Origin of the sequence: Pseudoalteromonas sp. BDTF-M6 (assembly GCF_018334135.1) — a bacterium.
Lineage (GTDB): Bacteria > Pseudomonadota > Gammaproteobacteria > Enterobacterales > Alteromonadaceae > Pseudoalteromonas.
Map to the genome: position 1 here is coordinate 103,252 of NZ_JAGXTQ010000005.1, position 24,307 is coordinate 127,558.

The window sequence follows — 24,307 nt, forward strand, 5'->3', positions numbered from 1 at the left end:
TAGGGGGAGTAGGGTAAAGACTCAAGAGTTAGTCACCGACTCGGCTATGGTAAAGGGGATTTGCGTGCTGTAATTCTGGCGCCGCTTGGTGTAACTGAGCGCACTTAATATAGTGTGAGTGATATTTTCCTTGTCTACCTGCGCTCCTGCAACCGCCGGCTTTATTCTTTCCATGCAAACGCAATAGCGTCGTGATGGGGTTTGTTATTTTATCTGGCTTCAATCGTCAGCGTTCTCGCTCTAAGCATCACTTACCAGACTTAGTGGTGAGTTTGGCCGAGGCTTGTCAACGGGCTAAAAACGAAGATGACCATCATTTGCAGCAGGCGAGCAAAATCATTATGAATACCCTCTGTGGGTACTCGGGTCAAAGGGGCGTCGCTTTTATGAACCCAGTTTATCAAGCTCCATGGCCTTGCACGGCCGTGAAATTATGCAAACCATCAAAGGCTGGTTGAAGGGTTGGGCGAGAGTGTAATTATGGTGACACGGATTCCACCTTCGTGGCGTTCTCGAGCAAGTTTGATGAAGTGCAAAGTCATCCCGTTGCATAGGACTTAGTGGAACAAATTGACCAAAAATGGCGCGACAGGTTTGTTAGTACAAGATGGTTATCGCCTTGTGTTTAAGGGGGTGGAGTCGGTACGGAGTGATTGGACCCAGTTTGTACGGGATTTTTATCGACATTTTTTTAGCGCCTTATTTACAAGTGAAGACGTTCAACAGGTGGTCAATGACTATACAGATAAACTGCATAATTGCTCTGATGTGGCGCTGCTTACTTAGAGCTAGCGCTTTGGCAAAGACACTGATCGGTATACATAAGCTACCCCTCGTCATGTGCGCGCGGCGCGGGAATCTGATTAGGGTTTGAGTAAGGGCGTCTGGGTTCACTATGTGATCACCTTGTCGGGGCCTAAGTTGCTACCCACTACTCACGCGTTGGAGCTAGAACATTATCTGGAAAAGCAATTGAAACCTATTATCGATGATCTTCAGGGCATTGGTATGACCATTGATTACGGCCAACTAGGTAAGCAATTCCGGCTTTTGTAACAAATTATTTGCCTGTGGTTATATTGGCTCAGTTGTATTTCATTGTATTGTTTTCTATAGGGAAAATAGATATTTAAGACACAACTTTGTTTCTTGAGTGTAGTTTTTTGTGTTTTCATTGTTAATTTACTGTTGACCAATATTTCTGAAATTGTTTACTATCTTACTAGTGAGTGTATATTTTTACATTTCATGATTAGTTGTTCACGACAAAAAATAATTAGTCACACCTTAGATGTGACCCAGGGAGAATCCAATGTTAAACAGCAAAATTGCAAAATCAGTGCGCTTGGCACTAGCTTTTGGTGCTGCTTCAACTGCAGGTATTTCAGCAAATGCTTTGGCTGCTGAAGAAGGTGCTGATGAAGTAGAACGTATCGAAGTTACTGGCTCACGTATCAAGCGTACCGACCTTGAAACTGCAAGCCCAGTACAAATCACTACTCAAGCTGACATCGAAGTAGCGGGTTTCACTCGCGTTGAAGACATGATGAACAGCTTGCCACAAATTGAAGCATCAAATACTGCATTCCAGTCTAACGGTGCAACTGGTACAGCAACCCTTGACCTTCGTGGTATGGGTTCACAGCGTACACTTGTTCTTGTAAATGGTCGTCGTGTTCAAGCTGGTGGTATCTACACTCAATCTGCTGATATTAACCAAATCCCAGCGGCACTAGTTCAACGTGTTGAAGTACTAACAGGTGGTGGCTCATCTACTTACGGTGCTGACGCGGTAGCTGGTGTTGTAAACTTTGTAATGGACGACAAATTCGAAGGCTTTGAAGTAGACCTTGGCGTGACTGCATTCCAGCACGATAATGACAATGGTTACATGCAAGGTCTAATGGATGACCGTGGTTTTGACTATGAAGACGGTAATTCTGGTTTCGATGGTTCATCATTCGACTTCAGTGCAACACTCGGTGGCTCTTTTGACGGTGGTAAAGGCCACGCTGTAGGTTATGTAACTTACAACCGTCAAAATGAACTTCGTCAAGAAGCGCGTGACTACTCAGGTTGTGCTCTAAACGGTGCTGGTACTTCATGTGGTGGTTCTGCAAACGCTATTGTTCCTAACTTCTTCATCGCGCCTATCGGTGCTGAAGGTTACGATTACGAGCAAGAAGTATTCTGGTCACTTCAGCAAGATGGTTCTTTCGCTGATTACGATGGTTCTAACATCTATAACTATGCGCCTATTAACCACTTCATGCGTCCAGATGAACGTCATACTTTCGGTTTCTTCGCGGATTATGAAATCAACGATCACTTCCGTCCTTATGCAGAAGCAATGTACATGCGTGACCGTACAACTGGTCAGATCGCTGAGTCTGGTACGTTCTTCGACCAAATGTACATCCTTCCGCTAACAAGCGACCTATTCTCTGATGCACAGCGTCAACAGTTTATGGACGAGTTTGGCATCACTATGGATGACAGCATCGGTGCATACGTTGGTAAGCGTAACGTTGAAGGTGGCCCTCGTGCTGCGAACCTTGAGCATAGCTCATTCCGTATGGTTCTTGGTACAGAAGGCGAGCTGACTGACTCGTGGACTTACGATGCGTGGATGCAGTATGGCTCAACTTCTTCATCTGATGCTTACATCAATGACTTCTTCGGTCCTCGTATCACAACAGCACTTTCTGCAAATGGCGAAAGCTGTGCTGATACAGACGGTTGTATCCCTTACGAAGTATTTACTCCAGGCGGTGTAACTGCTGAAGCAGCCTCACAACTTACTGGTACAGCAATCCTTACAGGTATCACTGAGCAGTTCATCATCGGTGGTTTCGTAACTGGTGACTTGGGCTTTGGTCTACCTTCTTCTGACTTCCCACTAGCAGCTGTATTCGGTGCTGAATATCGTGAAGAAACATTCAGCCGCACAGCGGATGAAGTTTATGCTCAGGGTCTTCTACTTGGTCAAGGTGGTCCAACTAAGAGCCTTAACGGTGAGTATGACGTAACTGAACTATACACAGAGATCAGTGTCCCACTGGTTGAAGACGTTGCTTTTGCTGAGAGCATGACTCTTGACCTAGGCTACCGTTGGTCTGATTACAGCACTTCAGGTTCAGAACCTACTTATAAAGCAGCTCTTGACTGGAACGTGACTTCTGATTGGAAACTACGTACAAGCTTCAACCGTGCGGTTCGTGCTGCGAACAACGGTGAACTATTTGCTGCACAAAGCGAAGGCTTATGGGGTGGTATCGATCCGTGTGCGACTGCATCACCTGAACTTTCAGCTTCAGCGTGTGCTAACACGGGTGTATCTAGCTCACAATACGGCAACATCGGCGCGAGCCCTGCTGACCAGTACAATGCACTATACGGTGGTAACCCAAATCTGAGCCCAGAAATCGCGGATACAATGACTCTTGGTGTTGTTGCTAACCCGTTTGAAGGTTTCAACTTCTCTGTGGATTACTGGGACATTGAGCTTGAGCAAGCTATCGGTAACATTGATCCAGAAGTTATCGTTCGTCAGTGTGCAACGACTGGCCGTGCTGAATTCTGTGACCTAGTAAATCGTACACCTGGTAATGGTAGCCTTTGGGTTGGTACTGGTCGCGTAACTGCAACAGACATCAACTTAGGTCAATTACACTGGGAAGGTGTTGACGTAAGTGCTAACTACGATGTAGATGTATTGGGTGGTTCACTGTCTACAAACTTCATCGGTACGTATATGCTCACTAAAGAAACAACTGATATTCCAGGTGTTTCTGACCCGTACGATTGTATTGATACTCTAGAGAACGGCTGTTTCGCACAACCTGAGTGGCGTCATGTTATGACTATGAACTACGACACTGGTAGCTTCTGGCGTGCGACTCTTAAATGGCGTTACTACGGTTCAGTAGGTGAGAAGAATGAAGGCCCAGTTGCTACAACTGGTATCAGTTCTCAAAGCTACTTGGATCTTAAAGGTAAGTTCACTATCAACGATTACACGTCAGTGCTAATCGGTGTGAACAACATCCTAGATAAAGAGCCACCACTAGTTGGCGGTGCTATCTCTACTAACGCTAACGCGGTAGCCGGTTTCTACGACACACTTGGTCGTTACTTCCACGCTAACGTTACGTTCAAATTCTAAGATTATTTAGAGTAGAATAAAGCGAGCTTCGGCTCGCTTTTTTTATGGCTTGAATATAAGGGTGGATATGCCAAGTACAGAAGAAATTCAAAGGTTATTGAAAGAACACGACTGGCAAACAGCTCAACACTTAGCAGATGGTCTTGCTGAAAAGGGACATGTTCGCATCGTAGCACCCACTTTCGTCAGAGAAGCTATGGCGAATAAAGATGAAGTAGCACTTATCAAATATTTGGATATGTGGTTGCAGCAGCAGCCCGATGCAATGGATGCTGTCGATTTAAGAGTGAAAATTCACTTGCATAAACGGGAAACTGAATTAGCTGCGCTTTGCTACGAAAGGGCCGCACGCCTACATAGAGCACCAGCGGATCTGTGGTTTAACGCCGCATATTATATGAAACAAGCTGGCAAGTACGAACAAGCGCTCAGTTTCTACCAAGCAGCTTTAGATGCGAATGTCAGTGATGCTCATCAAGTTTATTTGAATATGGCAGTGATCCAGAGTGACTATCTAGCGAATGAGAATTTGGCACGGCAATATTTGGAAAAAGCCGTTGAACTAGAACCGAATTTCAGCGATGCATGGTACAACTTGGGTAATCTTGAAGAACAGCAAGCAAATGGTCCAAAAGCGAGAAAAGCGTTTTTGAATGCCTATCAAAGTGACCCTCATTATTTCTCAGCGCTAGCGCGGTTAGCGGATTTAAAAACCTTCACAGATGAGTATGACCCAGATATACGAGCAACTCGCCGGGGTATTAACAATCCACGCGCATCATCTTCAGATCGTTGTTTTTTACTTTATGGCTTAGGAAAGATGCTCAATGATTGTAAAAATTACAATCAAGCGTGGGGAGCATATGTTGAAGCTAATAGGTTAAATCGAAACAATCAAAAGCGTTATCACAGAGAAGAGCATGAGAAGTTTGTAGACAGTATTATTGAATCCTATCCTCAGGTTTTCAATCAACCTAGCGGCGATGCAAATGGACCAGAGTTAATCTTTATTTGTGGCATGTTCCGCTCAGGCTCTACGCTTGCAGAGCAGGTTTTAGGTGTGTTACCCGAGATATCTAATGGTGGTGAAATTGAACATTTACATCGCGTACTAACACAAAAGCCGAACTATTTCCCTGAGTACACCAAGGGGCTAACTTCTGACCGTTTAAAAAAGATCAGGGATGCCTACTTACGAGAAGTGAGTACCGCTTTTCCTGAAGCCGAAATACTTACTGATAAAAGACCGGAAAATTACCGCTATGTGGGCTTGATCAAACAGGTATTTCCAAAAGCTAAATTTATATGGACCCAGCGAGCTCCTCTCGACAATGCATTGTCAGCATATTTTCAATACCTGGGGCCGGGCATGAGCTATGCCACTAGCTTGGATGATACGTTGCATTATCATGACCAAATGCAGCGACTGAAGCTTCATTGGCAGGGCCTATATCCTGAATCAATTTTCACTTTAGATTACGATCAGTTCGTTAGCGAGCCAATAAAGGTAGCGAGAGAGCTACTTTCGTTTTTAGAAATTGACTGGAATGGCGAGATATTAAACTTTCATACTCGCCGTAACTCTGTAAAAACAGCAAGCGTGTGGCAAGTGAGAAAGCCCCTTTATAAAACTTCTTCAGGGCGATGCCAGCAATACATAGAAGCGATTCGTGCTAGTTCAATGTATCCGGAGTTCTGTGCTCGATTTAACCAAGAGGACTAATATCGCACGGTAAAGTCATTCGTGGACTCTCAGCTGTAAACGGATAAGTTCCGTGCCAGATGTAGCTCGGAAATAACACGATTTGCCCCGGTTTGGGGCAAACTGCAAGAGCGACCTCTTCACGATCTCCGAGGCCTAAACAAGTTTCACCGAATTTCACCCATCCCTGACGCATCGGGTCACCCTGATGAATCGTAGAAGGGACACTCAAATAAGTGGGCCCTGAAAGCCACCCCTGAGAATGGATGTGATTGGTATGGAATCCTTTGTTCGCAAGCTTGACAGACCAACTCCCAGCGATCTTAAAGCGTCCTGTATTGTGACGGCATAGTGGATGACTTGAATCGATAGGCAAGCTTGCTAAGTACTCCTTTATTACTTGCTCTAGAGAAGTTCGATATGCTTGAATAATTGGGTTTTGTAAAAACAACAAATGCCCTTCGCTTTGGCTACCACCCTGTACACTTTGATCCAAAGGCTGTTCTTGCCCTGGACTGTGATAGTGACCTATTGTTTTTTTCAATGCGTCTACAAAGTGCTCTCGATTATCAAAATTGGAGGGGACAGGTAATTCGAAAGTTTGTATGTACTTTTGATAATTATTGAGCCATAAATGTCGTTCATCGCCTCTCAAGCGCCAACAAATCCCTAAGTAGGCCCAGAGCTCCTGATTGTCCGGAAAATACTTGAGCAAAGGTGCTAAACGCTCTTGAGCAGATTGATACTCATGGCATTTAATCTCATGATTAGCAATATCAATTTGGAATCTTGGATTATTAGGCTCTAGCGTCGCTGCTTGTCGCAGCAGCGCAATACTTTGCTCGTCGTGTCCAACGCGCTTGTTAATAACGCCTGTTAGGTGAATGAATTGAGCATCTTCTGAAAAATGACGTCGAGCCCAATTTGCTGAATCCAATGCTTGTTCATATTGCCCCGTCACTAGTAGTTGAGCAATTCGCGAGCGTTCTAATACAGGATGCGGAGGGTGGGCATGTCTAGTGCGATCAAAACTATTGAGGAATTCATTCTTTCGCCCTTGTTGCCAGCGTAATTTACCTAAACATTCATGTGCTGGTACATAGTAAGGAGCCAGGGCAAGGCAACGCTCAAGATACTCTTCGGTTTGTTTATAGTTGCCCAAGTCATAGTGTGTACAGCCAATGACAAAATTTAACTCAGGGAGTTGTTTACCTTGAGGGTAAAGCGACAGAAACTCCTTTAGAGCTTGTTTTTGTCTCCCTAGTTCTCTTAATAAGCAAGCATGTTGATACTGCTGGTGAAAATCATTTTCTTTAAGTGACATTGATTTTTCTAGTTCACAGATAGCTAGATCAAGACGTGCTTGTTGTTGATAAATACTTGCCAATTGTGAATGGTAGGATAGGGCATCGAGACCGATTTCTTTCGCATCATTGAGGCTTTCCATCGCATCCGCACAGCGTTTTAACCCAGTTAAAATTTTTGATTTCAGCAAACTAACTTGAGGGTGGCGAATTTCTAATTGATTTAACGTCGCCAAAGCATCGTTGAACATTTCATTCTGTAACTGCAGTTGGCTTAGTTGAACTGTTAGCTCCGCGTGGCGAGGGTATTGATTTAAAGCGTATGATAAAATTTCAACCGCTTTATCTCTTTGCTGTAAAGCAGCATGAGAAAGACCTTGGATAAGCCAAGTTCCAACCGGCTTAGGGGTGTGCACATTACGCGAGATATAGTCAAGACACTTAGCATACTGACGATGCTGAAATAATGTTTGGAGTGTAGACGCCGTCACAATGAAAATACTTTATCAGAATATCATGTTTTCATGATACCACTTTCAATATCAACAATTAAATAATTGTAACAGGCTATTTACTTTTGAATTGAAGGCTGGTGTTGTTTCACCAGCCATAGTTTACGATTTGACAAGATTTAATTCTTAGACTCGTCAGACTTTGTTGGTAAATCACTAATTTCGACAGTTCCTAAGTTTTCTTTTCTCGCCATATTAAGTTTTTGAACTAACTCCAATTGCTCTGGTGTGAAGCGACCGAAATTAACGGTACGGCTAGCAATTTGGTCTGACAGTGCGCTCAAGTTTGTTGCGCCGATACCACTGCCTGAGCCCTCACCACCAATTGGTTTACTTGAATTACTCACAACAGAATCGAGCATGGCTGCATTGTTTGTTGCTGCGCCTGCCCCATATGTGCGGGCTGTACCGTAAATATCAGTAATGCTCCAATTTTCAATATCCGTATTAATACGCTTAGCTTGTTTTACATCAGACCTGATATCAGCGTTTGCAAAAACGCTTAAATGCTTCTTAAGGTCATTATCAAAGTTAGCAAACAGAGCTTTAGATTGTTCGTAGAAGCGTGACACTTCGAGCGTATTTTTCTTTGCAGGGACGACGCCGCGATTTGAGTTAATAAATTCTTCGGCACGGTGCTCCAATTGGTGATACACCCTATCACCCGTATAAGGCTCAGGGTTCAGACTCGGGCTACCAATATTACCTTGGTAAAACCCGTACATGACTATGGGCTTATCGCCAAACTTCTTATACACGATATTGTGTTGGATATCATTTAGAGATAGCGAATGGCCCGCTACATTGAGAAACTTTCTATCTAAAATAGAGTCTGTTCCAGTAAGCTCATCTTCCATATCGTGAATGGGATATTCGCTTATGAGTGTCTCAAGAAGAGCGATGTTATAAAGGTTCAGCCAATAGGCGAGTTGCTCCTGAGTTTTAAGCTCGCTCATGGCAATTTCTGAGGGTACTTGCTCTAGGCTTACACGAATGTCATGAAAAGCATCTTTAACGGTAGATTTTTTGAGCTCTTCAAATATAAAGCGGTTTGCTTCGAACGCTGTATCACTATTTTTACTAGAGCGCATTCGCGTTCCAATTGTGCTGCTGCTTTTAGCACTGCTTCTATCTGACATGCCTACATCTAATACAGTCGCATCGAGTAAAGCGTCTAAGTCATCATAGGAAATGGTAATTTGAGAGTTCCAAGTGAAGCCTTGAAACACTTCAGGCAATTCCTTTTCGTCGGCCTGCGCAAAGCCAGCGCCTAACAACGAACCTACAACTAACAAGTATACGAGTGATTTTTTCATAGGAGATCCCTTCTTACTTATTTTTATATGTACCTGTTGAATGTTTAATATACCAATCCATGGGAAACACCTACTTCGGGTAAGACTTTAGTCAGTGATACCAATGTCTTGGAATTATTTTGCTAACGCAATTTAATACCTTGGATGATTTCTGTGCATATTGCAACATTTATAAGGGTTATATATATAGCTGTTGTAATAAATGCGGGATGAATTGACCAAGAGTTTTGCTAAGGGAGGTGGTGGCAAGCGCTAGCGGTTACTATTTTTTTGATCTTAGATTGCAGTCAAGAAGGAAAAAAATTAAACATTTTTTACTGCAGTTAAATTAACTTTTCATTTCCAAAATTTCGTAAGAGTGAGCTATTTTGGCCTATACATACTAGGTCGATGTTAATTTTTTGTTTACATAAGGAAAATAAGACGAATGCTGGAAAAATTGCGATGAACATCAAGTTGACAGCACTTGAACCTTTTAGCATTATTGGCAAGTTGGTATCAGTAAAAAGATACCTAGGTTGGCTCATTTAGAGTGAGCCGATAAAAATTCAAAAAGTAACATTACTTAATTGGTTGGGAACTATGTCTGTTAAAATCAGAAAGAGTCTTGTAGCTTCTGCGTTGGTTGGCGCAGCTGCACTTGCAAGCAACAATGTGATGGCAGATCCGTTGAATGACTTGCACAAAGCTGGTGCAACAATTCAAACGGCTGCTAAAAAGTCTCAAACTAAAATCGACAACATCTACGGTCAAACTCAAGAGCTAATCGCCGATTACCGCTCTACTGTAGATGAAACAGAAATCATGAAGGTCTATAACGACCACGTTCAGCGCCTTGTTGATGACCAAAACTCTCAAATCGAGTCTTTGGAGCGTCAGATCGCTGGTATCGACAAAACGAAACAAAACGTTGTGCCTTTGATGTATCGCATGATCGATACGCTTGAGCAATTCATCAAAGCGGACGTTCCGTTTGATACTGAAGAGCGTATGGAGCGTATTGAAAAACTACGCGACATCATGACTAGCGCTTCTGTAACAACTTCTGAGAAGTTCCGTCAGGTTCTTGAAGCTTACATGGTAGAGAAAGACTACAGCACGACTATGGTTGCTAACCAAGGCACCCTAAACATCGACGGTCGTGATATCTCTGTAGACTTCGCGCGTCTTGGTCGTATTGCCTATGTAGCGCAGTCATTTGACCAGAAGAGTGCTTGGGTGTGGAATAACACTACTAAGCAATGGGAAGCGTTAGGTGACGAATTCTTGAAGCCTATCAAAGAGACAATCCGTATGGCCCGTAAGCAAGCGGCTCCGGATCTTGTTAAACTACCAATCTTCGGCGCGGAGTAATCGATAATGAAGAAACTATTTAAAGGTTTTGCTGTTGCAGCAGTACTATCTGTTTCTGCCGGTGCTGCGCTTAATGCCCACGCAAACACGCAAGTACTTGACCAAATTCTTGAGCAAGTAAAGAAAGAGCGTATCTCTGAAGGCAAGCTAAACAAGCAACGTGAGCAAGAGTTCCTAGCGGCTCGTGCTGACCAGCAAGCTATGCTAAACACTGCTAAGCGTGAACTAGCGGCTGAAAAAGCACGCGGTGAGCGTCTGCAAAAAGAATACGCACAAAACGAAATCACCCTAGCGGAAAAAGAAACTGCACTTGAAAATGCAAAAGGTACCCTAGGTGAGATGTTCGGTGTTGTACGTCGTGCGGCACAAGAAACAATTGGTTCAATCGAAGCATCACTAGTAAGTGCTGAAAAGCCTGGACGTGCTGAAATCCTTCGTTCACTAGCGGCGGCTAAAGAGCTACCAACTACGCGTGAACTAGAAGAGCTTTGGATTGCGCTACAAACTGAAATGACCGAGTCTGCGAAAGTATCTTCTTTCGAAGCCGAAGTTTCTGAGCTTGACGGTTCAACGTCTACTAAGCAAGTAACTCGTATCGGTAACTTCAACCTTATCACAGACGACGGTTACCTGATTTACTCTGGTGACACTCAGTCGATTCAACCACTAGGTCGTCAACCAGACGGTTACGTGCTAGACACTGCTAAGGCACTTATCAATACTTCAGCAGACGCGTACACTGGTTTCTACGTTGACCCAACTCGTGGTTCAATCCTGCGTCTAAACACGCAGAAAGCGACTCCTGAAGAGCGTTTCCACCAAGGTGGTGAAGTAGGTTACATCATCGCTATTCTACTAGTGATTGGTTTCCTAATCGCGATTGTACGTCTTGTAGACCTAACAATCACTTCAGGTAAGATCAAGAGTCAACTTAAGAACACCAGCGCACCTTCTGAAGGTAACCCGCTTGGTCGTATCCTTAAAGTTTACCAAGACAACAAAAACCAAGACGTTGAAAACCTTGAGCTTAAGCTTGATGAAGCGATTCTACGTGAAACGCCACGCATCGAAATGGGTATCAACATCATCAAGATCTTGGCTGCTATCGCACCACTACTAGGTCTACTTGGTACCGTTGTTGGTATGATCAACACCTTCCAGCAGATCACGCTATTCGGTACAGGTGATCCGAAGATCATGGCTGGTTCAATCTCAATGGCTCTAGTAACTACAGCCCTAGGTCTAATCGCGGCACTTCCGCTAATCCTAGTACACGCTGTTGTTGCCGGTCGTAGTAAATCAATTATCCACATTCTTGATGAGCAAAGCGCTGGTATCATCGCTGCTCACGCGGAGAAGGAGAAAGCCTAATGCTAGTCCTGATGGAGATTTGGGAATCTATCAGGGATTTTGTTGGCACAGGCGGCCAGGTTTTATACGTGGTCGCGATAGCACTCTTCCTCATGTGGGTTTTAATGATTGAGCGCTATTGGTTCCTACTTGCTGAGTTTCCGAAAATGAAAAAAGGAATCGTAGCTAAGTGGGACGCCCGCCAAGACACTACGTCTTGGTACGCACACAGAATCCGCGATGCATGGATTTCTGAAGCGTCTGAAAAATTAGATGAGCGCATGTTGTTGATTAAGACATTGGTAGCTGTATGTCCATTGATTGGTCTACTGGGTACTGTAACGGGTATGATCGCGGTTTTTGAAACCATGGCTACCCAAGGTACTGGTAACCCTCGACTAATGGCATCAGGTATTTCAATGGCAACAATCCCAACAATGGCTGGAATGGTTGCGGCACTATCAGGTGTATTCTTTAGTACACGTCTAGAAGCACGTGCGAAAATGGCTAAAGAAAAGCTGATTGATAGCTTGCCTCATCACTAGAGAGAGATTTGAATATGGCACGTAAACAACGTTTTCGTGAAGAAGAAGAAGCAGCCGTCGATATGACGCCGATGCTAGACATCGTATTCATCATGCTGATCTTCTTTATCGTAACTACATCGTTCGTTAAAGAAGCTGGTATTGATGTAAATAAACCTGAAGCAGCGCAAGCGACTAAGAAGAAAAATGCAAATATCTTCATTGCTATTCGCTCTAACGGTGAAATTTGGATGGATAAGCGTCAGGTAGATGTTGAGCGTGTAGCTGCGAATATCGAACGTCTATTAGCCGAGCAACCAACCGAAATCGTAATTATCCAAGCGGATAAAGAAGCGAAGCACGGTGTAGTTGTGAAGGTAATGGACCAAATTAAAGCTGCAGGTATCGATAAGATATCCATCGCTGGAGAAAAGTAATGATTCGTTTTCTGTTTTCACTGATTGCAGGTGGGGCAGTTACTTTCGGCTTATTCTTTTTCATGGCGTATCTGATCTCCGGGGGAGACGGACGCGCCGCTAACGAGAAAGAGAAGATCGTTGTCGAAATTATGACGAATCCACCTGAATCCAAGGTGCAGGAGCGTAAGCGTGTACCGCCGCCGCCGCCTCCACCGCCAAAGCAGCCGCCTAAACCGCAGCCGCCACAGCCAGACAACAGCAACCCTGATGCTGGCGCACTAGGCTTCAATATGCCAAGTGTTAACGTGGGTGGTTCTGCCGGTGGATTAAGTGGCCCAGGTGCATTTGGTCGAGATGGTGATGCGACACCTCTTGTGCGAATTGAACCTAAATACCCAGTGCAAGCCGCACGTGATGGTAAAGAAGGTTGGGTACAACTTTCATTCACCATCAACGAAGTGGGCGGGGTAGAGGACGTTGAGGTAATCGACGCCGAACCTAAGCGTATCTTCGACCGTGAAGCTAAGCGTGCACTGCGTAAATGGAAGTACAAGCCTAAAGTTGTTGATGGCAAGCCGGTAAAACAGCCTGGCATCACAGTACAGCTTGACTTTAAACTGAACCAAGACCAGTAAGGAGAGTGTAGAGATGAAAAATCTATCGAAAGTTACTGCACTCGCTCTGCTAATCTCCGTATCGGGCGGCGTAGTCAGCACCTCAGCGGTGGCTGCGCCAAACTACGCGGAGATCGAAAAGCGCAAAAATGCCAAGACTAAGGTCATGGGCGAGCGCGTCGGTAAAAAAGTGGTTAAGGCTTTCGAGCTTTATGAAGCTGAAGATATCGACGGTGCCATTGCTATTCTGAAAGAGTTAGATCCTTCTGATAAGTTCGATAAGGCTACGGTAGACCGTTACTTAGGTCAGCTGTACGCTCAGAAAGACAACTATCAGTTAGCGATCAAGCACATTCGTGAAGCGGTTAAGCCAGATGTGCTTAACTTCAACGACCAAGAACAAGCAATGAAGCTAATTGGTGACTTATTGGCTAACACCAAGAAGTACAAAGAAGCGAAGCAGGCGTACATCGACTGGATGGACTTCACCGGTGAAGAAGATGCCACGGTGTACACGCGTATTGCGCAGGCGAACTATGAGCTTGGCCAGTTTAAAGACGTTATTCAACCCGCCGAGCGCGCCATTGAGATAAATGCTAAAGGCGAGCCTAAAAAGGCACCTTTCTCATTACTTATGGGCGCATACTACGAAACGAAAGATTTCAAAAACGTAGTAAAAGTTGGCGAACGTATGGTGAAAAGTTGGCCCGAAGACAAAAAGTCTTGGACTAACCTAGGTCGTTTCTATATGCAGGTAGAGGACTATTCAAAAGGTCTGAATATCATGGATATCGCATACGATAGTGGCTTCCTTGAGTCTGAAACAGACTTTAAGGTACTTGCCCAGCTATACTCGTTCGTTGGTGTACCTTATAAAGCCGGTTTCCATATGGAAAAAGCGGTTAATGAAGGAAAGGTTGAGCGCACTAAGCAAAATGTAACGGCAATTGCCAGCTACTATCATAATGCGAAAAACATTAAGACGGCGGCTAAGTATTACGAAGAAGCAGCAAAGTTTGATAACGATGCCGAGCTTTTCCGTAAAGCAGGTTCATTGCGTTTACAAGAGCAACAGTTCGACAAGGCCGTGGCCTTGTTAAACAAAGCGCTTGATTTGGGCTCGGATAAGAAAGGTCAAATTTATTCAGACCTTGCCGAAGCCTACTTACAGCAAGAGAAATACAAGCAGGCGTATGCAGCGATCTCCAAAGCAGCGGAAGATCCAAGCACACGTAAGTTTGCTCGCAGCTGGAAGACCTTTATTAAAGATAAGGCGCAGCGTAACGGCGTAAGTCTTTAATCACAGCATGTGACCATAAAAAGCCCCATTTGGGGCTTTTTTTATATTTAAAAACTAAATAACAGCGTTGAGCAGATTATGATCAAGCGAATTTTATCCGTGGCGTTAGTATTCTTGGCGGGGTGTTCCGATGCGCCGAATTTAAATTCTGAGCAAGCCATTGCGGCCCTACAACAGCTCAATGCCAGGCTCAGCGGCGAAAAGGGCGATGCCAGCCAGCCTTGGCCCTACACTCCGGAGTACCTTAAGCAACGCCACGATGTTTATAATGCCATCGCACGTTCGCAGTTAACGCCTGAGCAGGCGCAAACCCTGGATTACCTGATCACCGAAGAGCGGTTTGTGCGTCGTTATCAGCCCTGGCCTTTAGCGGCAAAAATTGATGCCAGTTCGACTTTTTTTCAAGACCCCCAGTGGCAAGAAGGCTTAGCAAAATGGCTTCGTTTTGTTGAGCAGGCCTTAGAGCAAGGGCAGCAAAGTAAGATTTACCTCAATGCCGTGGAAATCGCGCACATACAGGCTCAGCTAGGGCAAATTAAAACACACAGCACAGCGCAGATGCTTAACAGTGCTATCACCAGCTTGGAGACGTATTTAAGCCGTTATATGCCGCGTAATCAATTGGGTTTGGGCCAGTTGCCCAATGGCGCACAGTGGTATCAGGCGAAGATTAACTATTACAGTAACCAGGTACGCTCTCCCATTCAGTGGTACACCCATATCCTAGACGAGCAAAAGGGCCTTAAAGGGCTGGATGCACAGCCATTGCCAGACCAAGAGGGGGCTCAATTTATGCCAGACCTGGATTGGCGCCAAGGCTATGGTGACCTAAGGGGGTGGGCTAAGACACAGCAATTAACGCCGTCACAGCGCTATATGGCACTGATTTGGATGGAAGTTGACCTGGGTGTACACGCACAAATGTGGAGTGAGCAGTTTGCCTATACGGCTTTGGCTAATAAAGGTATAGATGCAGGGGGGGCAACGCGCATCTTGATGCAGGTATTGACCCACCCAGGACAGAGTTTTATCTATGCTGACGTGGTTAACGCGCCTTGAGGTGAGTTTCGCACCGTCGGCAGCGTTGGGTGGTGACGTCTTCCACAAGACGCGCCGCCTCAATGGGTTCTTCACAATCGCTGCAAAAGCCGAAGAGCCCCAAATCAAATTGGCACTGAGTTGCCTCAAGGCGCTCCAGCTTATCTACCAAATCCTTGTAGGTGGGTCCGGATTTATCGCGAAGGTGTGCCACCCAGTCCCACTCCGGGTGTGCTGCCAAGGTCTGATATAGCTCGTTTTCATGGCTGAGGGTGGAGTAGCGCAGGCGGTTTAATAGCTCTTCACGCACTTGCGAAAGCAACACCTCTACTTTCGATTCAAAGTCGAGCGTCTCGATGGTCATGACACAGTCCACTGTTAACTTAGGTAGCTTTTATTGTGGCCAGTAAATGGCTGAGTCGATATGACCGTGATCAACTAAAGGCGAAAAAGAGTGAACTAATATTCGGCTTGCTCACTATGGTGTTTTAACACCGCCAATACTTCATCTTTATCGTGTAACCGGCGGATGTCTTCGAACAAGGCATCGGCCTGGTTATAGGTGCGTTTTAAATAACCCAGCCACTGTTTTGTGCGATTGGCGAAGTAGCGTTTCGACATCTGCTCATCGTCGTGCATGGACGAGTGCACGATATGATAGATAACATCATGCCAGCTTAGGTGGCGATGGGTTTGCCCCGAATCTTCTGCTTTTATCCAGGCCGCTAAATCGGGCATAGCCAGGGCGCCGCGGCCCAACATCAGATGCTGACATTGGCTCTGGGCTCGTGCGTTATGGGCATCATTTAGATCCCAAATTTCACCGTTGGCGACTACTTCCATATTTGTATTTCTTGCCAGCAGAGGGGCTATCTTGTCCCAGTAGGCCGGCGGACGGTAGCCATCGCGCTTGGTGCGCGCATGAATGGCAATACCATCGGCCTTGGCTTGCGCCACCGCATCGAAAATTTCACTGCTTAAAGAATCATCGTCAAATCCCAGTCGGACCTTAGCGGTAACAATATGCTCATTATCAACGGCATCACGCACCGCCTTGACGATTTGATAGACCTGCTCCGGCTCTTTCAAAAGCACGGCGCCACCCTTACTTTTATTCACGGTTTTCGCAGGACAGCCAAAATTCAGGTCAATCCCATGAGAGCCTAAGGCAACGGCTTTGACGGCGTTTTCGGCTAAATACTGGGGGTCTTGGCCAAGCAACTGGATGCGCACGGGAGTACCCGAACGGGTAAAGCCACCGTTGTGTAGTTCCGGGCAATAGCGCATAAACACGCGGCGCGGCAAACGTTGATTAACGACACGAACAAACTCGGTCACACATAGATCGAAGCCACCAATGTCGGTCAGCAGCTGGCGCATTTTAAAATCTACAACGCCTTCCATGGGTGCGAGGATAAGTTTCATGTTTGACCTTATGGGAAATTTTGGCCGCGTATTCTAACCTGAACTAGGCTATTGATAAAATAGCATTATCAGTTCATATTTAAGTCTGTGATCTGATTAAAAAAATAATCTAGCATTAGTGAAAGCATCCGCCGCAAGGTCGGGTCTACTTAATTTGACAGCTACTAACACAGAGAGAGCAAGAGCATGAACACATTAAAGAAAAATTCAATTGCATTGACCCTTGGCGCGGTTGTTGCCGGTGGTGCTGCAATGACAGCTACCGATGCCCAGGCTAATCCATTTGAAATGCAAGAAATGGTAGCCGGTTATCAGCTAGACGCTGGTGAAGGTAAGTGCGGTGAAGGTAAGACCGAAAAAGAAGGTCGCTGCGGTGAAGCTAAAAAAGCCGAGAAAGAAGGTAAGTGCGGCGAAGGCAAGTGCGGCGAAGGTAAAGCCAAGAAAGAAGGTAAGTGTGGCGAAGGCAAATGCGGTGAAGGCAAAGCCAAAAAAGAAGGTAAGTGCGGCGAAGGCAAATGCGGTGAAGGCAAAGCCAAAAAAGAAGGTAAGTGTGGCGAAGGCAAATGCGGTGAAGGCAAAGCCAAAAAAGAAGGTAAGTGTGGCGAAGGCAAGTGCGGTGAAGGCAAAGCCAAAAAAGGTGAGAAAGAAGGCAAATGCGGTGAAGGTAAAGCCGAGAAAGAAGGTAAATGTGGCGGCCACAGCGCATAAGCATTGAGACCGAGTCAAAACCTATGCAAGCCGCCGTCACACGCGGCTTGTGTGTTTAGGAATACCTAAGGAGTACGTGATGAAAACCTGTGCCACAGAGATAGGTAATGTTGGCCTTGGGCTACGTCGCGAAATGGTTGACGATATGCTCACCCATATTCCCGAGCAAATTGGCTTTATGGAAGTGGCGCCTGAAAATTGGTTACCCTTTGGTGGCAAGCTGGGTAAACAGTTTAAAGCCTTGACCGAGCGCCACCCCTTTATTTGTCATGGCCTTTCCTTATCGATAGGCTCGCCCGATCCCCTGGACATCGATTTTATCAAAGCCCTGAAACGCTTCTTTGATGAGCATAATATTCGAATGTACAGCGAGCACTTAAGTTATTGCTCCGCCGGCGGCCATATGTATGATCTGATGCCCATTCCCTTCACCGGTGATTCGGTTGATTATGTCGCGGCGCGTATTCGCCAGGTGCAGGATATTTTAGAGCGACCGCTTATCATGGAAAATGTCTCTTATTATGGTGCTCCGGGACAAGAAATGACCGAACTGGAGTTTACCAAGGAGGTATTGGCGGCGGCCGATTGTCAGCTCTTACTCGACGTTAATAATATCTATGTTAACTCAGTCAACCACGGTTATGATGCCAGTGCATTCCTCGGAGATCTGCCCAGCGAGCGGATCGCCTATATTCATGTGGCCGGTCACTATAATGAAGCGGACGATTTAATTGTCGATACTCATGGCGCCGATGTGATAGACCCAGTGTGGCAGTTGTTACAGCAGGCCTATGAATGCCATGGCGTGCACCCAACCTTGCTTGAGCGTGATTTTAATATCCCTCCCTTGCCACAGTTAATAACCGAGCTCGATACCATAGCCGAGCTGCAACAGCCTTTTTTAGTTAATCAGCAGCGAGCCTAAAGATGCAGTTTAAACAGGTGCAAAAGCAATTCAGTGATTATATTCGCGATCCAGAGGCCAATCCCAAGCCCGAGGATATCGAAGAGCGACGCATGAAAATCTACCGAGAGCTGTTTTTCAATAACGTCAACGGCTTTTTAGAAAGTGGTTTCCCGGTATTGCATAGCCTTTATAAACCGCAGCAGTGGCAACAGCTGGTACGCACCTTTTTTGCGCACCACCAGGCGCAATCCCCATACTTTCTCGATATCTCAAAAGAGTTTGTGCATTTTTTAGCTCAAGAGTATACGCCTCGGGCCAGCGATCCCGCTTTTTTACTTGAGCTGGCGCACTATGAATGGGTCGAACTTGCCGTAGCCACCGCTAAGGTGCAGGGCACTTATCGCGCTATTAGTACCATCACCGATGAGCCCATGTATTTTAGTGAATGTGCTCAGGTGGTGTGTTATCACTATCCGGTGCAAACCATTTCCATTGATAATCAACCGGACGCGCCGGATGAGGTGCCCAGTTATATTTGTGTCTATCGTGATAGAGATGATGAGGTGCAGTTTTTAGCGCTCAATGGCATGACGGCACTGTTGCTCGACATCCTTAGTAAGCATCCTGGGATTACCCTTAAGACCTTGTGTACCTTGGTTAAGCAGCATGCTCCTAGCTTTGGTGAAGAACAATTGCAAGCCGGGGCGCAGCAGATCCTGACCGACTTAGCCCAAAGAAGCATAGTGCTAACGCTGGATTGATAGCCAATATTAGATTACTATATGCGCCGTTTTTTGTCGTGTTTAAGAGGTAATTACAATGGCGCATAAAGGTGATTTTAAAGACCCTTTCAACTTCAAATATTTCGTTGCATTTATCGCGGTATTCGCGGGCATTGGTTGCCTTAATGCAATTCTAGGTTGGGCCACTGCCATTTCAGCCTAATCGAATATTTGCACAAGGCCCCGTTAGGGGCTTTTTTGTGCCCGAAAAGTTGCTAGCTAAATACCGACTCGGCCAGGGTGATAGAGCCGGCATCGGCGTCGAGCGTGACTTGAGCGCCAACGGGTAAAATAAATTGTTGTTTTACATGACCAATCATGGCGCCTCGATAGGCCGGTATTCCCAGTGACTTAATATAATCCGCGAAAATTTCATCCAGGCTCAGCGAGCCGTAGCCGGCGCTAGGTGTGCACTGGTTGCAATCGCCAAAGACAAACCCAGCGATTTTATCCAGCGCCCCCATCAGCTTTAAGGTGCTCATCATTCTGTCGATACGATAGGGCGCTTCTTCTGTGTCTTCCAAGAATAAAATTGCTCCGTCAAAGCTTGGTAAATAGGGCGACCCCGCCAAAGCGGTCAGCACGGTAAGATTTCCGCCTACAAGGCGCCCAGATACTTTCCCCGGTGTGATTGTTTGTGTCAGATAATCGCGATTAACCAACTCGTCCTCGCCACGAGGCAGATTCATATAGTGCATGCGCTGGCGCTGTTCGAACAGGCGCTGAAACTGCTGCACATTAAAGGGATCCCATTCGCTTGTGGCATTGGGGCCGTGGAAGCTGATCAAGCCCGTTTGTGCGAGCAGGGCGTTGTGCAGGGCGGTTATGTCCGAATAGCCCAAGAGGGGTTTGGGGTTTGCGGCGATGACGGGGTAATCGAGCAGGGGCAGCAGGCGCGCCGCGCCTGAGCCACCGCGCAAACAAAACAGAGCATCAACCTCGGGATCGGCGAATTGGGCGTTGAGATCCGCCGCTCGCTGCGCATCCGTTCCCGCCAAATGGCCGCGCCGAGCGAGTACATGCTCGGCCACTTTAACCTTATAGCCCAGGGCCTTTATTAGTTGTTGTGCTAGTAGCAAATCTTTGTGTTCTGCGGTGGCCGCAGAGGGGCTGACAAGGGCTATTGTGCCGCCTTTTTGCAGTGTCTTGGGCTTAATAACGCTTTGCGCCCCGAGTTTGGGAATGCCGATGGCCTGAGCCCCGGTACTGGCCATGAGGCCGATGCCAAGGAGGGAACAGGTTTTTAAAAAGGCGCGTTTGTTCATTTATCTACCTCATAAGCGATCAGACTAGGGTTAACGACCCTATGATTACCGCAGCGAAGTAAATATTTCAAACTTTATAGGTGAGGTGGAATAAAGTAGTTGGGGAGGGAAAGCCTTCACCGTCAGTGAAGGCTTATACAGTACTTATTCTACGCCGCGTAATAGGGCGTTAACACCGACTTTTTCGCGAGTCTGCTGGTCGACCTTTTTCACGATAATGGCGGCATACAGGCTGTGGCTTCCGTCTTTGCTTGGAATGGAGCCTGGAACCACCACCGCACCGGCAGGCACTCGGCCATAATGGATTTGGCCCGTTTCGCGGTCATAAATTCGGGTGCTTTGTGAAATGTACACACCCATAGAGATCACCGCACCTTCCTCGACTATCACCCCTTCCACGATTTCCGAACGTGCGCCGATAAAGCAGTTGTCTTCGATAATGGTGGGGTTGGCCTGCAGTGGCTCTAGCACGCCGCCGATGCCCACACCGCCTGAAAGGTGAACGTTTTTACCAATTTGTGCACATGAGCCTACCGTAGCCCAGGTATCAACCATGGTGCCGTCATCAACGTAGGCGCCGATATTGGTGTAAGAAGGCATCAATACCACGTTTTTACCTATATAACTGCCTTTACGAGCTACCGCATTTGGCACCACGCGCATGCCTTCTTGTTGGAATTGCTCCGGCGTGTAATCGGCAAACTTAAGCGGTACCTTGTCGTAATACTGATTAGCACCGTCGGCTAGAACCTGGTTGTCGCGAATACGAAACGATAGCAGTACCGCTTTTTTCAGCCACTGATGCACAACCCATTCGCCAGAGATCTTCTCGGCAACGCGGGCTTCACCCTTATCCAGGCGCTCAAGCACGGCGATAATGGCGTCTTTGACTTCACTCGATACGGTATTTGGGCTAATGGCGTCGCGGTTGTCCCACGCCTGCTCAATAATGGTTTTTAAATCTGCCATGTTATCCTCGTTAGTGCGCCGACTAGGCGGTTGTTGCCTCGTTGTCGGCGTTTAGTTTCTTCCTAAGTGCTTGATGGATTTTAACTTGTTCTTCATCCGTCAAGGCCTTGTAGTCGTTGTTAGAAACGACGAAAAAGTCTTCTGCGCGCTCGCCCACCGTGGTGATGCGTGCGGCATGAATATGTAATTGGTGGCGCTGAAATACCTGGGCTATTTTGGTCAATAACCCGGGAATATCCACCGCCTGAATTTCGATTAAGCTGCGATCCGCATGGGCATGAGGACGCAATATCACCTTGGGCTTAATGTTAAAGTCTTTAAAGCGCTGTGAGCGGCTCTTCTTAATGCGGATCTTCTTCTTGGGATCGAGCATAAAGAGCTCCAGAGCGCGCTTAATACCATTACCACGTCCTTTGGTTAATGGCTCGCCGTTGACCTCTAAAATCACAAAACTGAAAATTACATAGCCGTCTTTGGTGGTCATCACCTGGGCATGCTGTATTTGCGCCTTTTTTGAGCCAATGACGCTCACCAGACGGGCAAATAAACTGGCGCTATAGGGGCTATAAGCAAAGACCTGGGTGCCGCCGTGCATAGGCTCAGGGGACACGGTAACACTAGGCTGAGAGAGGTCTTCAGCGTTTAGTAAGTGCTCACAATGCCAGGAAATCTGCTGTTCACTAAAGGCGGTAAAATAATTCGCCTTAAAGCGGCTCCACAGCAGATCAATTTGTCCCTCATCATAACCAAGGTTGATTAACCTTTGCTTAGCTTGATGTTTTTTATCGCGAATTTGGTCGCGCATATCCATGGGGTTTTCCAGCCCTAAACGCAGGGCTCGCTGGGTGTGCAGATAGAGCTCACGCAGCAGGGTGTTCTTCCAATCGTTCCACAGATTGTCATTGGTCGCCCGGATATCCGCCACGGTGAGACAGTAGAGGTAGTCGAGTTGGCGCTCATTTTTAACCTTGCCGGCAAATTCGTTGATTACGTCCGGATCGTTGATGTCTTTGCGCTGTGCCGTGACCGACATCAGCAGGTGATTCTCGACCAGCCAGGCGATCAGCTTGCCATCGGAAGTGGGCAACTGATGTAAGCGTGCAAAGGCAATGGCGTCAACGGCACCAAGTTCGGAGTGATCGCCTCCGCGTCCTTTGGCGATATCATGGAAAATTGCCGCTAAATATAAGAGCTCGGGTTTGTCCATGCGGGTGACGATTTCACTGCAGATAGGGAAGTCGCTGACGCGAGTTTTATCACCATACTGATAGATATTGTTGATCAGCTTATGGGTGTGCTCGTCCACGGTATAGGCGTGAAACAAGTCAAACTGCATCTGCCCGAAAATATTTCGCCATTGCGGCAAATAGGCCGCCAAAATGCCGTGTTTATGCATCAGGGTAAACGCACGTCCCATGCCGTTGGGATGTTTCACCAAGCGCATAAAGGCTTCGCGGCAACCGGCATAGTCTTGCAAATCGCCGAGTAAGCGCCGACGCACCTGACGCATGGTGCGTATGGTGCTCGGATAAATATGGGTGATTTCTGGGTGGTCGGCAATGTGCTCGAATAGCGCCAGAAGTTGATCGCGGCGGAAAAACACCGACGGATTCTTGACCCGAATTTGATGACCTATGCGCTCAAAGTTGCGGTCGAGTTCGACCACCGGGAGTTGGCGTTGATCCGGCAAAATGCTTTGTTCAAAATAGGCCAGCAGCATTTGGTTTAGCTCGCGTACCCGGCTCATGATGCGGAACAGGCGTTTCATCATCCGCTCAACTGAGGCCTTGCCATCGCTACCAAAACCTAAAATTTCGGCGGCCTGAGGCTGATGATCGAAGAGTAGACGGTTTTCGTTGCGCCCGGCGGCCAAATGCAAGGCAAAGCGAATATTCCAAAGGTTCTCTAAACATTCCAGCAACTCTTGGTATTCCTCGTGGGTGAGGTAGCCATGGTTGATGAGCTCCTCTAGGGCCTCGGCCTGGAAGTGTTTTTTCGCCACCCAGATAATGGTTTGTAAGTCGCGCAGGCCACCTGGGTTTTCCTTGATATTGGGTTCCAGGTTGTAGGCGGTGCCATGGCATTTACGATGGCGTAGGTCTTGCTCCTGGCGTTTGGCGATGAAGAAGTCGTCCGAGCCCCAGACCGGCGTTTGCAAAATATGCTCTTTGAGCTTTTCAAACTCGATATGGTTACCAAAGATAAGGCGACTCTCGAGCAAACTGGTGGCAAAACTCACGTCTTCACGCTTTTGCTCTATCACTTGCTCACGGGTGCGCACGCTGTGGCCGATCTCAAGGTTGAGATCCCATAACAGGGTAACAAATTGGCCGATTTTTTCGCACAGATCAGGAGCGGGTTCGCTGCGCACCAAAAGCAAAAAGTCGATGTCGGAATAGGGGTGTAATTCGCCCCGGCCGTAGCCGCCGACGGCGACCAAGGCTAATTCCGGCTCATGAGCCAGATTACAGCTGTGAAACAGCTTGATCAGCAAACGGTCTATGTATTCGGCGCGGGCGCGGATAAGCGAGCCTACCGGTTGTTTATCAAATTGGTTACCCAGCCATTTGTAAAAGTATTGGCTACAGGCCTTGTATTCATCCAATTTGCTCGCCTGCTCGAGCAGGTCTTTTAGTTTATTCGGTAGGGCCACT

The 24,307-nt window shown here is 46.7% G+C and carries 21 protein-coding genes; 13 read left to right on the forward strand and 8 right to left on the reverse strand.

Annotation, left to right across the window (positions count from 1 at the left end; translation table 11 throughout):
• Window positions 1-21: 21 nt before the first annotated feature.
• On the reverse strand, window positions 22-174 hold the full coding sequence (locus KD147_RS12805) for a hypothetical protein (protein WP_212548117.1): 153 nt from the start codon (window positions 172-174) through the stop codon (window positions 22-24).
• A 696-nt stretch (window positions 175-870) separates the two neighbouring features.
• On the opposite strand from KD147_RS12805, the gene KD147_RS12810 reads away from it, so the two are divergent.
• The 3 genes from KD147_RS12810 to KD147_RS12820 all read left to right on the forward strand — a co-directional run bounded on the left by KD147_RS12810 (window position 871) and on the right by KD147_RS12820 (window position 5,888).
• On the forward strand, window positions 871-1,056 hold the full coding sequence (locus tag KD147_RS12810) for a hypothetical protein (protein WP_212548118.1): 186 nt from the start codon (window positions 871-873) through the stop codon (window positions 1,054-1,056).
• Between the two features lie 256 nt (window positions 1,057-1,312).
• Window positions 1,313-4,165 carry a TonB-dependent receptor domain-containing protein gene (locus KD147_RS12815; RefSeq protein WP_212548119.1) on the forward strand — a complete coding sequence of 951 codons (2,853 nt, stop codon included), beginning with the start codon at window positions 1,313-1,315 and terminating at the stop codon, window positions 4,163-4,165.
• A gap of 67 nt (window positions 4,166-4,232) precedes the next feature.
• Window positions 4,233-5,888, forward strand: coding sequence for a tetratricopeptide repeat-containing sulfotransferase family protein (locus KD147_RS12820; protein ID WP_212548120.1), 1,656 nt, complete (start codon window positions 4,233-4,235; stop codon window positions 5,886-5,888).
• Here the strand turns inward: KD147_RS12820 and KD147_RS12825 are convergent.
• Both KD147_RS12825 and KD147_RS12830 read right to left on the reverse strand, forming a co-directional pair.
• Window positions 5,872-7,662, reverse strand: coding sequence for a putative 2OG-Fe(II) oxygenase (locus tag KD147_RS12825; protein ID WP_212548121.1), 1,791 nt, complete (start codon window positions 7,660-7,662; stop codon window positions 5,872-5,874). The two genes, KD147_RS12820 and KD147_RS12825, sit on opposite strands and share 17 nt — an antisense overlap.
• Before the next feature lie 140 nt (window positions 7,663-7,802).
• Window positions 7,803-8,999, reverse strand: coding sequence for a DUF547 domain-containing protein (locus KD147_RS12830; RefSeq protein WP_212548122.1), 1,197 nt, complete (start codon window positions 8,997-8,999; stop codon window positions 7,803-7,805).
• 582 nt (window positions 9,000-9,581) lie between these two features.
• Between KD147_RS12830 and KD147_RS12835 the strand changes: the two genes are divergently transcribed.
• The 7 genes from KD147_RS12835 to KD147_RS12865 all read left to right on the forward strand — a co-directional run bounded on the left by KD147_RS12835 (window position 9,582) and on the right by KD147_RS12865 (window position 15,618).
• On the forward strand, window positions 9,582-10,352 hold the full coding sequence (locus tag KD147_RS12835; protein ID WP_105255145.1) for a DUF3450 domain-containing protein: 771 nt from the start codon (window positions 9,582-9,584) through the stop codon (window positions 10,350-10,352).
• Window positions 10,353-10,358: 6 nt separating this feature from the next.
• Entirely contained in the window at window positions 10,359-11,723 is a 1,365-nt protein-coding gene (locus KD147_RS12840; RefSeq protein WP_212548123.1) for a MotA/TolQ/ExbB proton channel family protein, read from the forward strand.
• On the forward strand, window positions 11,723-12,247 hold the full coding sequence (locus KD147_RS12845; protein WP_105190820.1) for a MotA/TolQ/ExbB proton channel family protein: 525 nt from the start codon (window positions 11,723-11,725) through the stop codon (window positions 12,245-12,247). Before KD147_RS12840 ends, KD147_RS12845 begins: the two co-directional genes overlap by 1 nt.
• A 14-nt stretch (window positions 12,248-12,261) precedes the next feature.
• Entirely contained in the window at window positions 12,262-12,663 is a 402-nt protein-coding gene (locus tag KD147_RS12850; protein ID WP_105190819.1) for an ExbD/TolR family protein, read from the forward strand.
• The gene (locus KD147_RS12855) at window positions 12,663-13,280 is read left to right on the forward strand and encodes an energy transducer TonB (protein WP_105190818.1); all 618 of its coding nucleotides are present in this window, start codon (window positions 12,663-12,665) and stop codon (window positions 13,278-13,280) included. Before KD147_RS12850 ends, KD147_RS12855 begins: the two co-directional genes overlap by 1 nt.
• Window positions 13,281-13,293: 13 nt before the next feature.
• Window positions 13,294-14,559 carry a tetratricopeptide repeat protein gene (locus KD147_RS12860; RefSeq protein ID WP_212548124.1) on the forward strand — a complete coding sequence of 422 codons (1,266 nt, stop codon included), beginning with the start codon at window positions 13,294-13,296 and terminating at the stop codon, window positions 14,557-14,559.
• 78 nt (window positions 14,560-14,637) lie between these two features.
• Complete coding sequence (locus KD147_RS12865) at window positions 14,638-15,618, forward strand: hypothetical protein (RefSeq protein WP_212548125.1); 981 nt, start codon at window positions 14,638-14,640, stop codon at window positions 15,616-15,618.
• On the opposite strand, the gene KD147_RS12870 is transcribed toward KD147_RS12865, so the two are convergent.
• Together KD147_RS12870 and KD147_RS12875 are read right to left on the reverse strand one after the other, a co-directional pair.
• Window positions 15,605-15,961, reverse strand: coding sequence for a TraR/DksA C4-type zinc finger protein (locus KD147_RS12870; RefSeq protein ID WP_212548126.1), 357 nt, complete (start codon window positions 15,959-15,961; stop codon window positions 15,605-15,607). The two genes, KD147_RS12865 and KD147_RS12870, sit on opposite strands and share 14 nt — an antisense overlap.
• 95 nt (window positions 15,962-16,056) lie before the next feature.
• The gene (locus KD147_RS12875) at window positions 16,057-17,022 is read right to left on the reverse strand and encodes a tRNA-dihydrouridine synthase (protein ID WP_212548127.1); all 966 of its coding nucleotides are present in this window, start codon (window positions 17,020-17,022) and stop codon (window positions 16,057-16,059) included.
• A gap of 186 nt (window positions 17,023-17,208) precedes the next feature.
• On the opposite strand from KD147_RS12875, the gene KD147_RS12880 reads away from it, so the two are divergent.
• The 3 genes from KD147_RS12880 to KD147_RS12890 all read left to right on the forward strand — a co-directional run bounded on the left by KD147_RS12880 (window position 17,209) and on the right by KD147_RS12890 (window position 19,398).
• Entirely contained in the window at window positions 17,209-17,730 is a 522-nt protein-coding gene (locus KD147_RS12880) for an HvfA family oxazolone/thioamide-modified RiPP metallophore (RefSeq protein ID WP_105255151.1), read from the forward strand.
• Between the two features lie 79 nt (window positions 17,731-17,809).
• Window positions 17,810-18,655 carry an HvfB family MNIO-type RiPP peptide maturase gene (locus KD147_RS12885; protein WP_105255152.1) on the forward strand — a complete coding sequence of 282 codons (846 nt, stop codon included), beginning with the start codon at window positions 17,810-17,812 and terminating at the stop codon, window positions 18,653-18,655.
• Window positions 18,656-18,657: 2 nt separating this feature from the next.
• Window positions 18,658-19,398, forward strand: coding sequence for an HvfC family RiPP maturation protein (locus KD147_RS12890; protein ID WP_212548128.1), 741 nt, complete (start codon window positions 18,658-18,660; stop codon window positions 19,396-19,398).
• A 236-nt stretch (window positions 19,399-19,634) separates the two neighbouring features.
• Here KD147_RS12890 and KD147_RS12895 read toward each other — a convergent pair whose 3' ends face one another.
• The 3 genes from KD147_RS12895 to glnD all read right to left on the reverse strand — a co-directional run bounded on the left by KD147_RS12895 (window position 19,635) and on the right by glnD (window position 24,306).
• Window positions 19,635-20,684, reverse strand: coding sequence for a S66 peptidase family protein (locus KD147_RS12895; RefSeq protein WP_212548129.1), 1,050 nt, complete (start codon window positions 20,682-20,684; stop codon window positions 19,635-19,637).
• A 144-nt stretch (window positions 20,685-20,828) separates the two neighbouring features.
• Entirely contained in the window at window positions 20,829-21,653 is an 825-nt protein-coding gene (gene dapD, locus KD147_RS12900; protein ID WP_105255155.1) for a 2,3,4,5-tetrahydropyridine-2,6-dicarboxylate N-succinyltransferase, read from the reverse strand.
• A 22-nt stretch (window positions 21,654-21,675) separates the two neighbouring features.
• A complete protein-coding gene (glnD, locus tag KD147_RS12905) occupies window positions 21,676-24,306 on the reverse strand; it encodes a [protein-PII] uridylyltransferase (protein WP_105255156.1) in 2,631 nt (876 codons plus the stop codon).
• Window position 24,307 lies beyond the last annotated feature (1 nt).

What these genes read in the sequence shown, in the direction of transcription:
- KD147_RS12865 (WP_212548125.1), top strand. Translation starts at nt 14,638, where the DNA reads ATGATCAAGCGAATTTTATCCGTGGCGTTAGTATTCTTGGCGGGGTGT.
- KD147_RS12840 (WP_212548123.1), top strand. Translation starts at nt 10,359, where the DNA reads ATGAAGAAACTATTTAAAGGTTTTGCTGTTGCAGCAGTACTATCTGTT.
- KD147_RS12830 (WP_212548122.1), bottom strand. Translation starts at nt 8,999, where the DNA reads ATGAAAAAATCACTCGTATACTTGTTAGTTGTAGGTTCGTTGTTAGGC.
- KD147_RS12860 (WP_212548124.1), top strand. Translation starts at nt 13,294, where the DNA reads ATGAAAAATCTATCGAAAGTTACTGCACTCGCTCTGCTAATCTCCGTA.
- dapD (WP_105255155.1), bottom strand. Translation starts at nt 21,653, where the DNA reads ATGGCAGATTTAAAAACCATTATTGAGCAGGCGTGGGACAACCGCGAC.
- KD147_RS12880 (WP_105255151.1), top strand. Translation starts at nt 17,209, where the DNA reads ATGAACACATTAAAGAAAAATTCAATTGCATTGACCCTTGGCGCGGTT.
- KD147_RS12870 (WP_212548126.1), bottom strand. Translation starts at nt 15,961, where the DNA reads ATGACCATCGAGACGCTCGACTTTGAATCGAAAGTAGAGGTGTTGCTT.
- KD147_RS12805 (WP_212548117.1), bottom strand. Translation starts at nt 174, where the DNA reads ATGGAAAGAATAAAGCCGGCGGTTGCAGGAGCGCAGGTAGACAAGGAA.
- KD147_RS12850 (WP_105190819.1), top strand. Translation starts at nt 12,262, where the DNA reads ATGGCACGTAAACAACGTTTTCGTGAAGAAGAAGAAGCAGCCGTCGAT.
- KD147_RS12835 (WP_105255145.1), top strand. Translation starts at nt 9,582, where the DNA reads ATGTCTGTTAAAATCAGAAAGAGTCTTGTAGCTTCTGCGTTGGTTGGC.
- KD147_RS12855 (WP_105190818.1), top strand. Translation starts at nt 12,663, where the DNA reads ATGATTCGTTTTCTGTTTTCACTGATTGCAGGTGGGGCAGTTACTTTC.
- KD147_RS12890 (WP_212548128.1), top strand. Translation starts at nt 18,658, where the DNA reads ATGCAGTTTAAACAGGTGCAAAAGCAATTCAGTGATTATATTCGCGAT.
- KD147_RS12875 (WP_212548127.1), bottom strand. Translation starts at nt 17,022, where the DNA reads ATGAAACTTATCCTCGCACCCATGGAAGGCGTTGTAGATTTTAAAATG.
- KD147_RS12815 (WP_212548119.1), top strand. Translation starts at nt 1,313, where the DNA reads ATGTTAAACAGCAAAATTGCAAAATCAGTGCGCTTGGCACTAGCTTTT.
- KD147_RS12895 (WP_212548129.1), bottom strand. Translation starts at nt 20,684, where the DNA reads ATGAACAAACGCGCCTTTTTAAAAACCTGTTCCCTCCTTGGCATCGGC.
- KD147_RS12845 (WP_105190820.1), top strand. Translation starts at nt 11,723, where the DNA reads ATGCTAGTCCTGATGGAGATTTGGGAATCTATCAGGGATTTTGTTGGC.
- KD147_RS12885 (WP_105255152.1), top strand. Translation starts at nt 17,810, where the DNA reads ATGAAAACCTGTGCCACAGAGATAGGTAATGTTGGCCTTGGGCTACGT.
- KD147_RS12820 (WP_212548120.1), top strand. Translation starts at nt 4,233, where the DNA reads ATGCCAAGTACAGAAGAAATTCAAAGGTTATTGAAAGAACACGACTGG.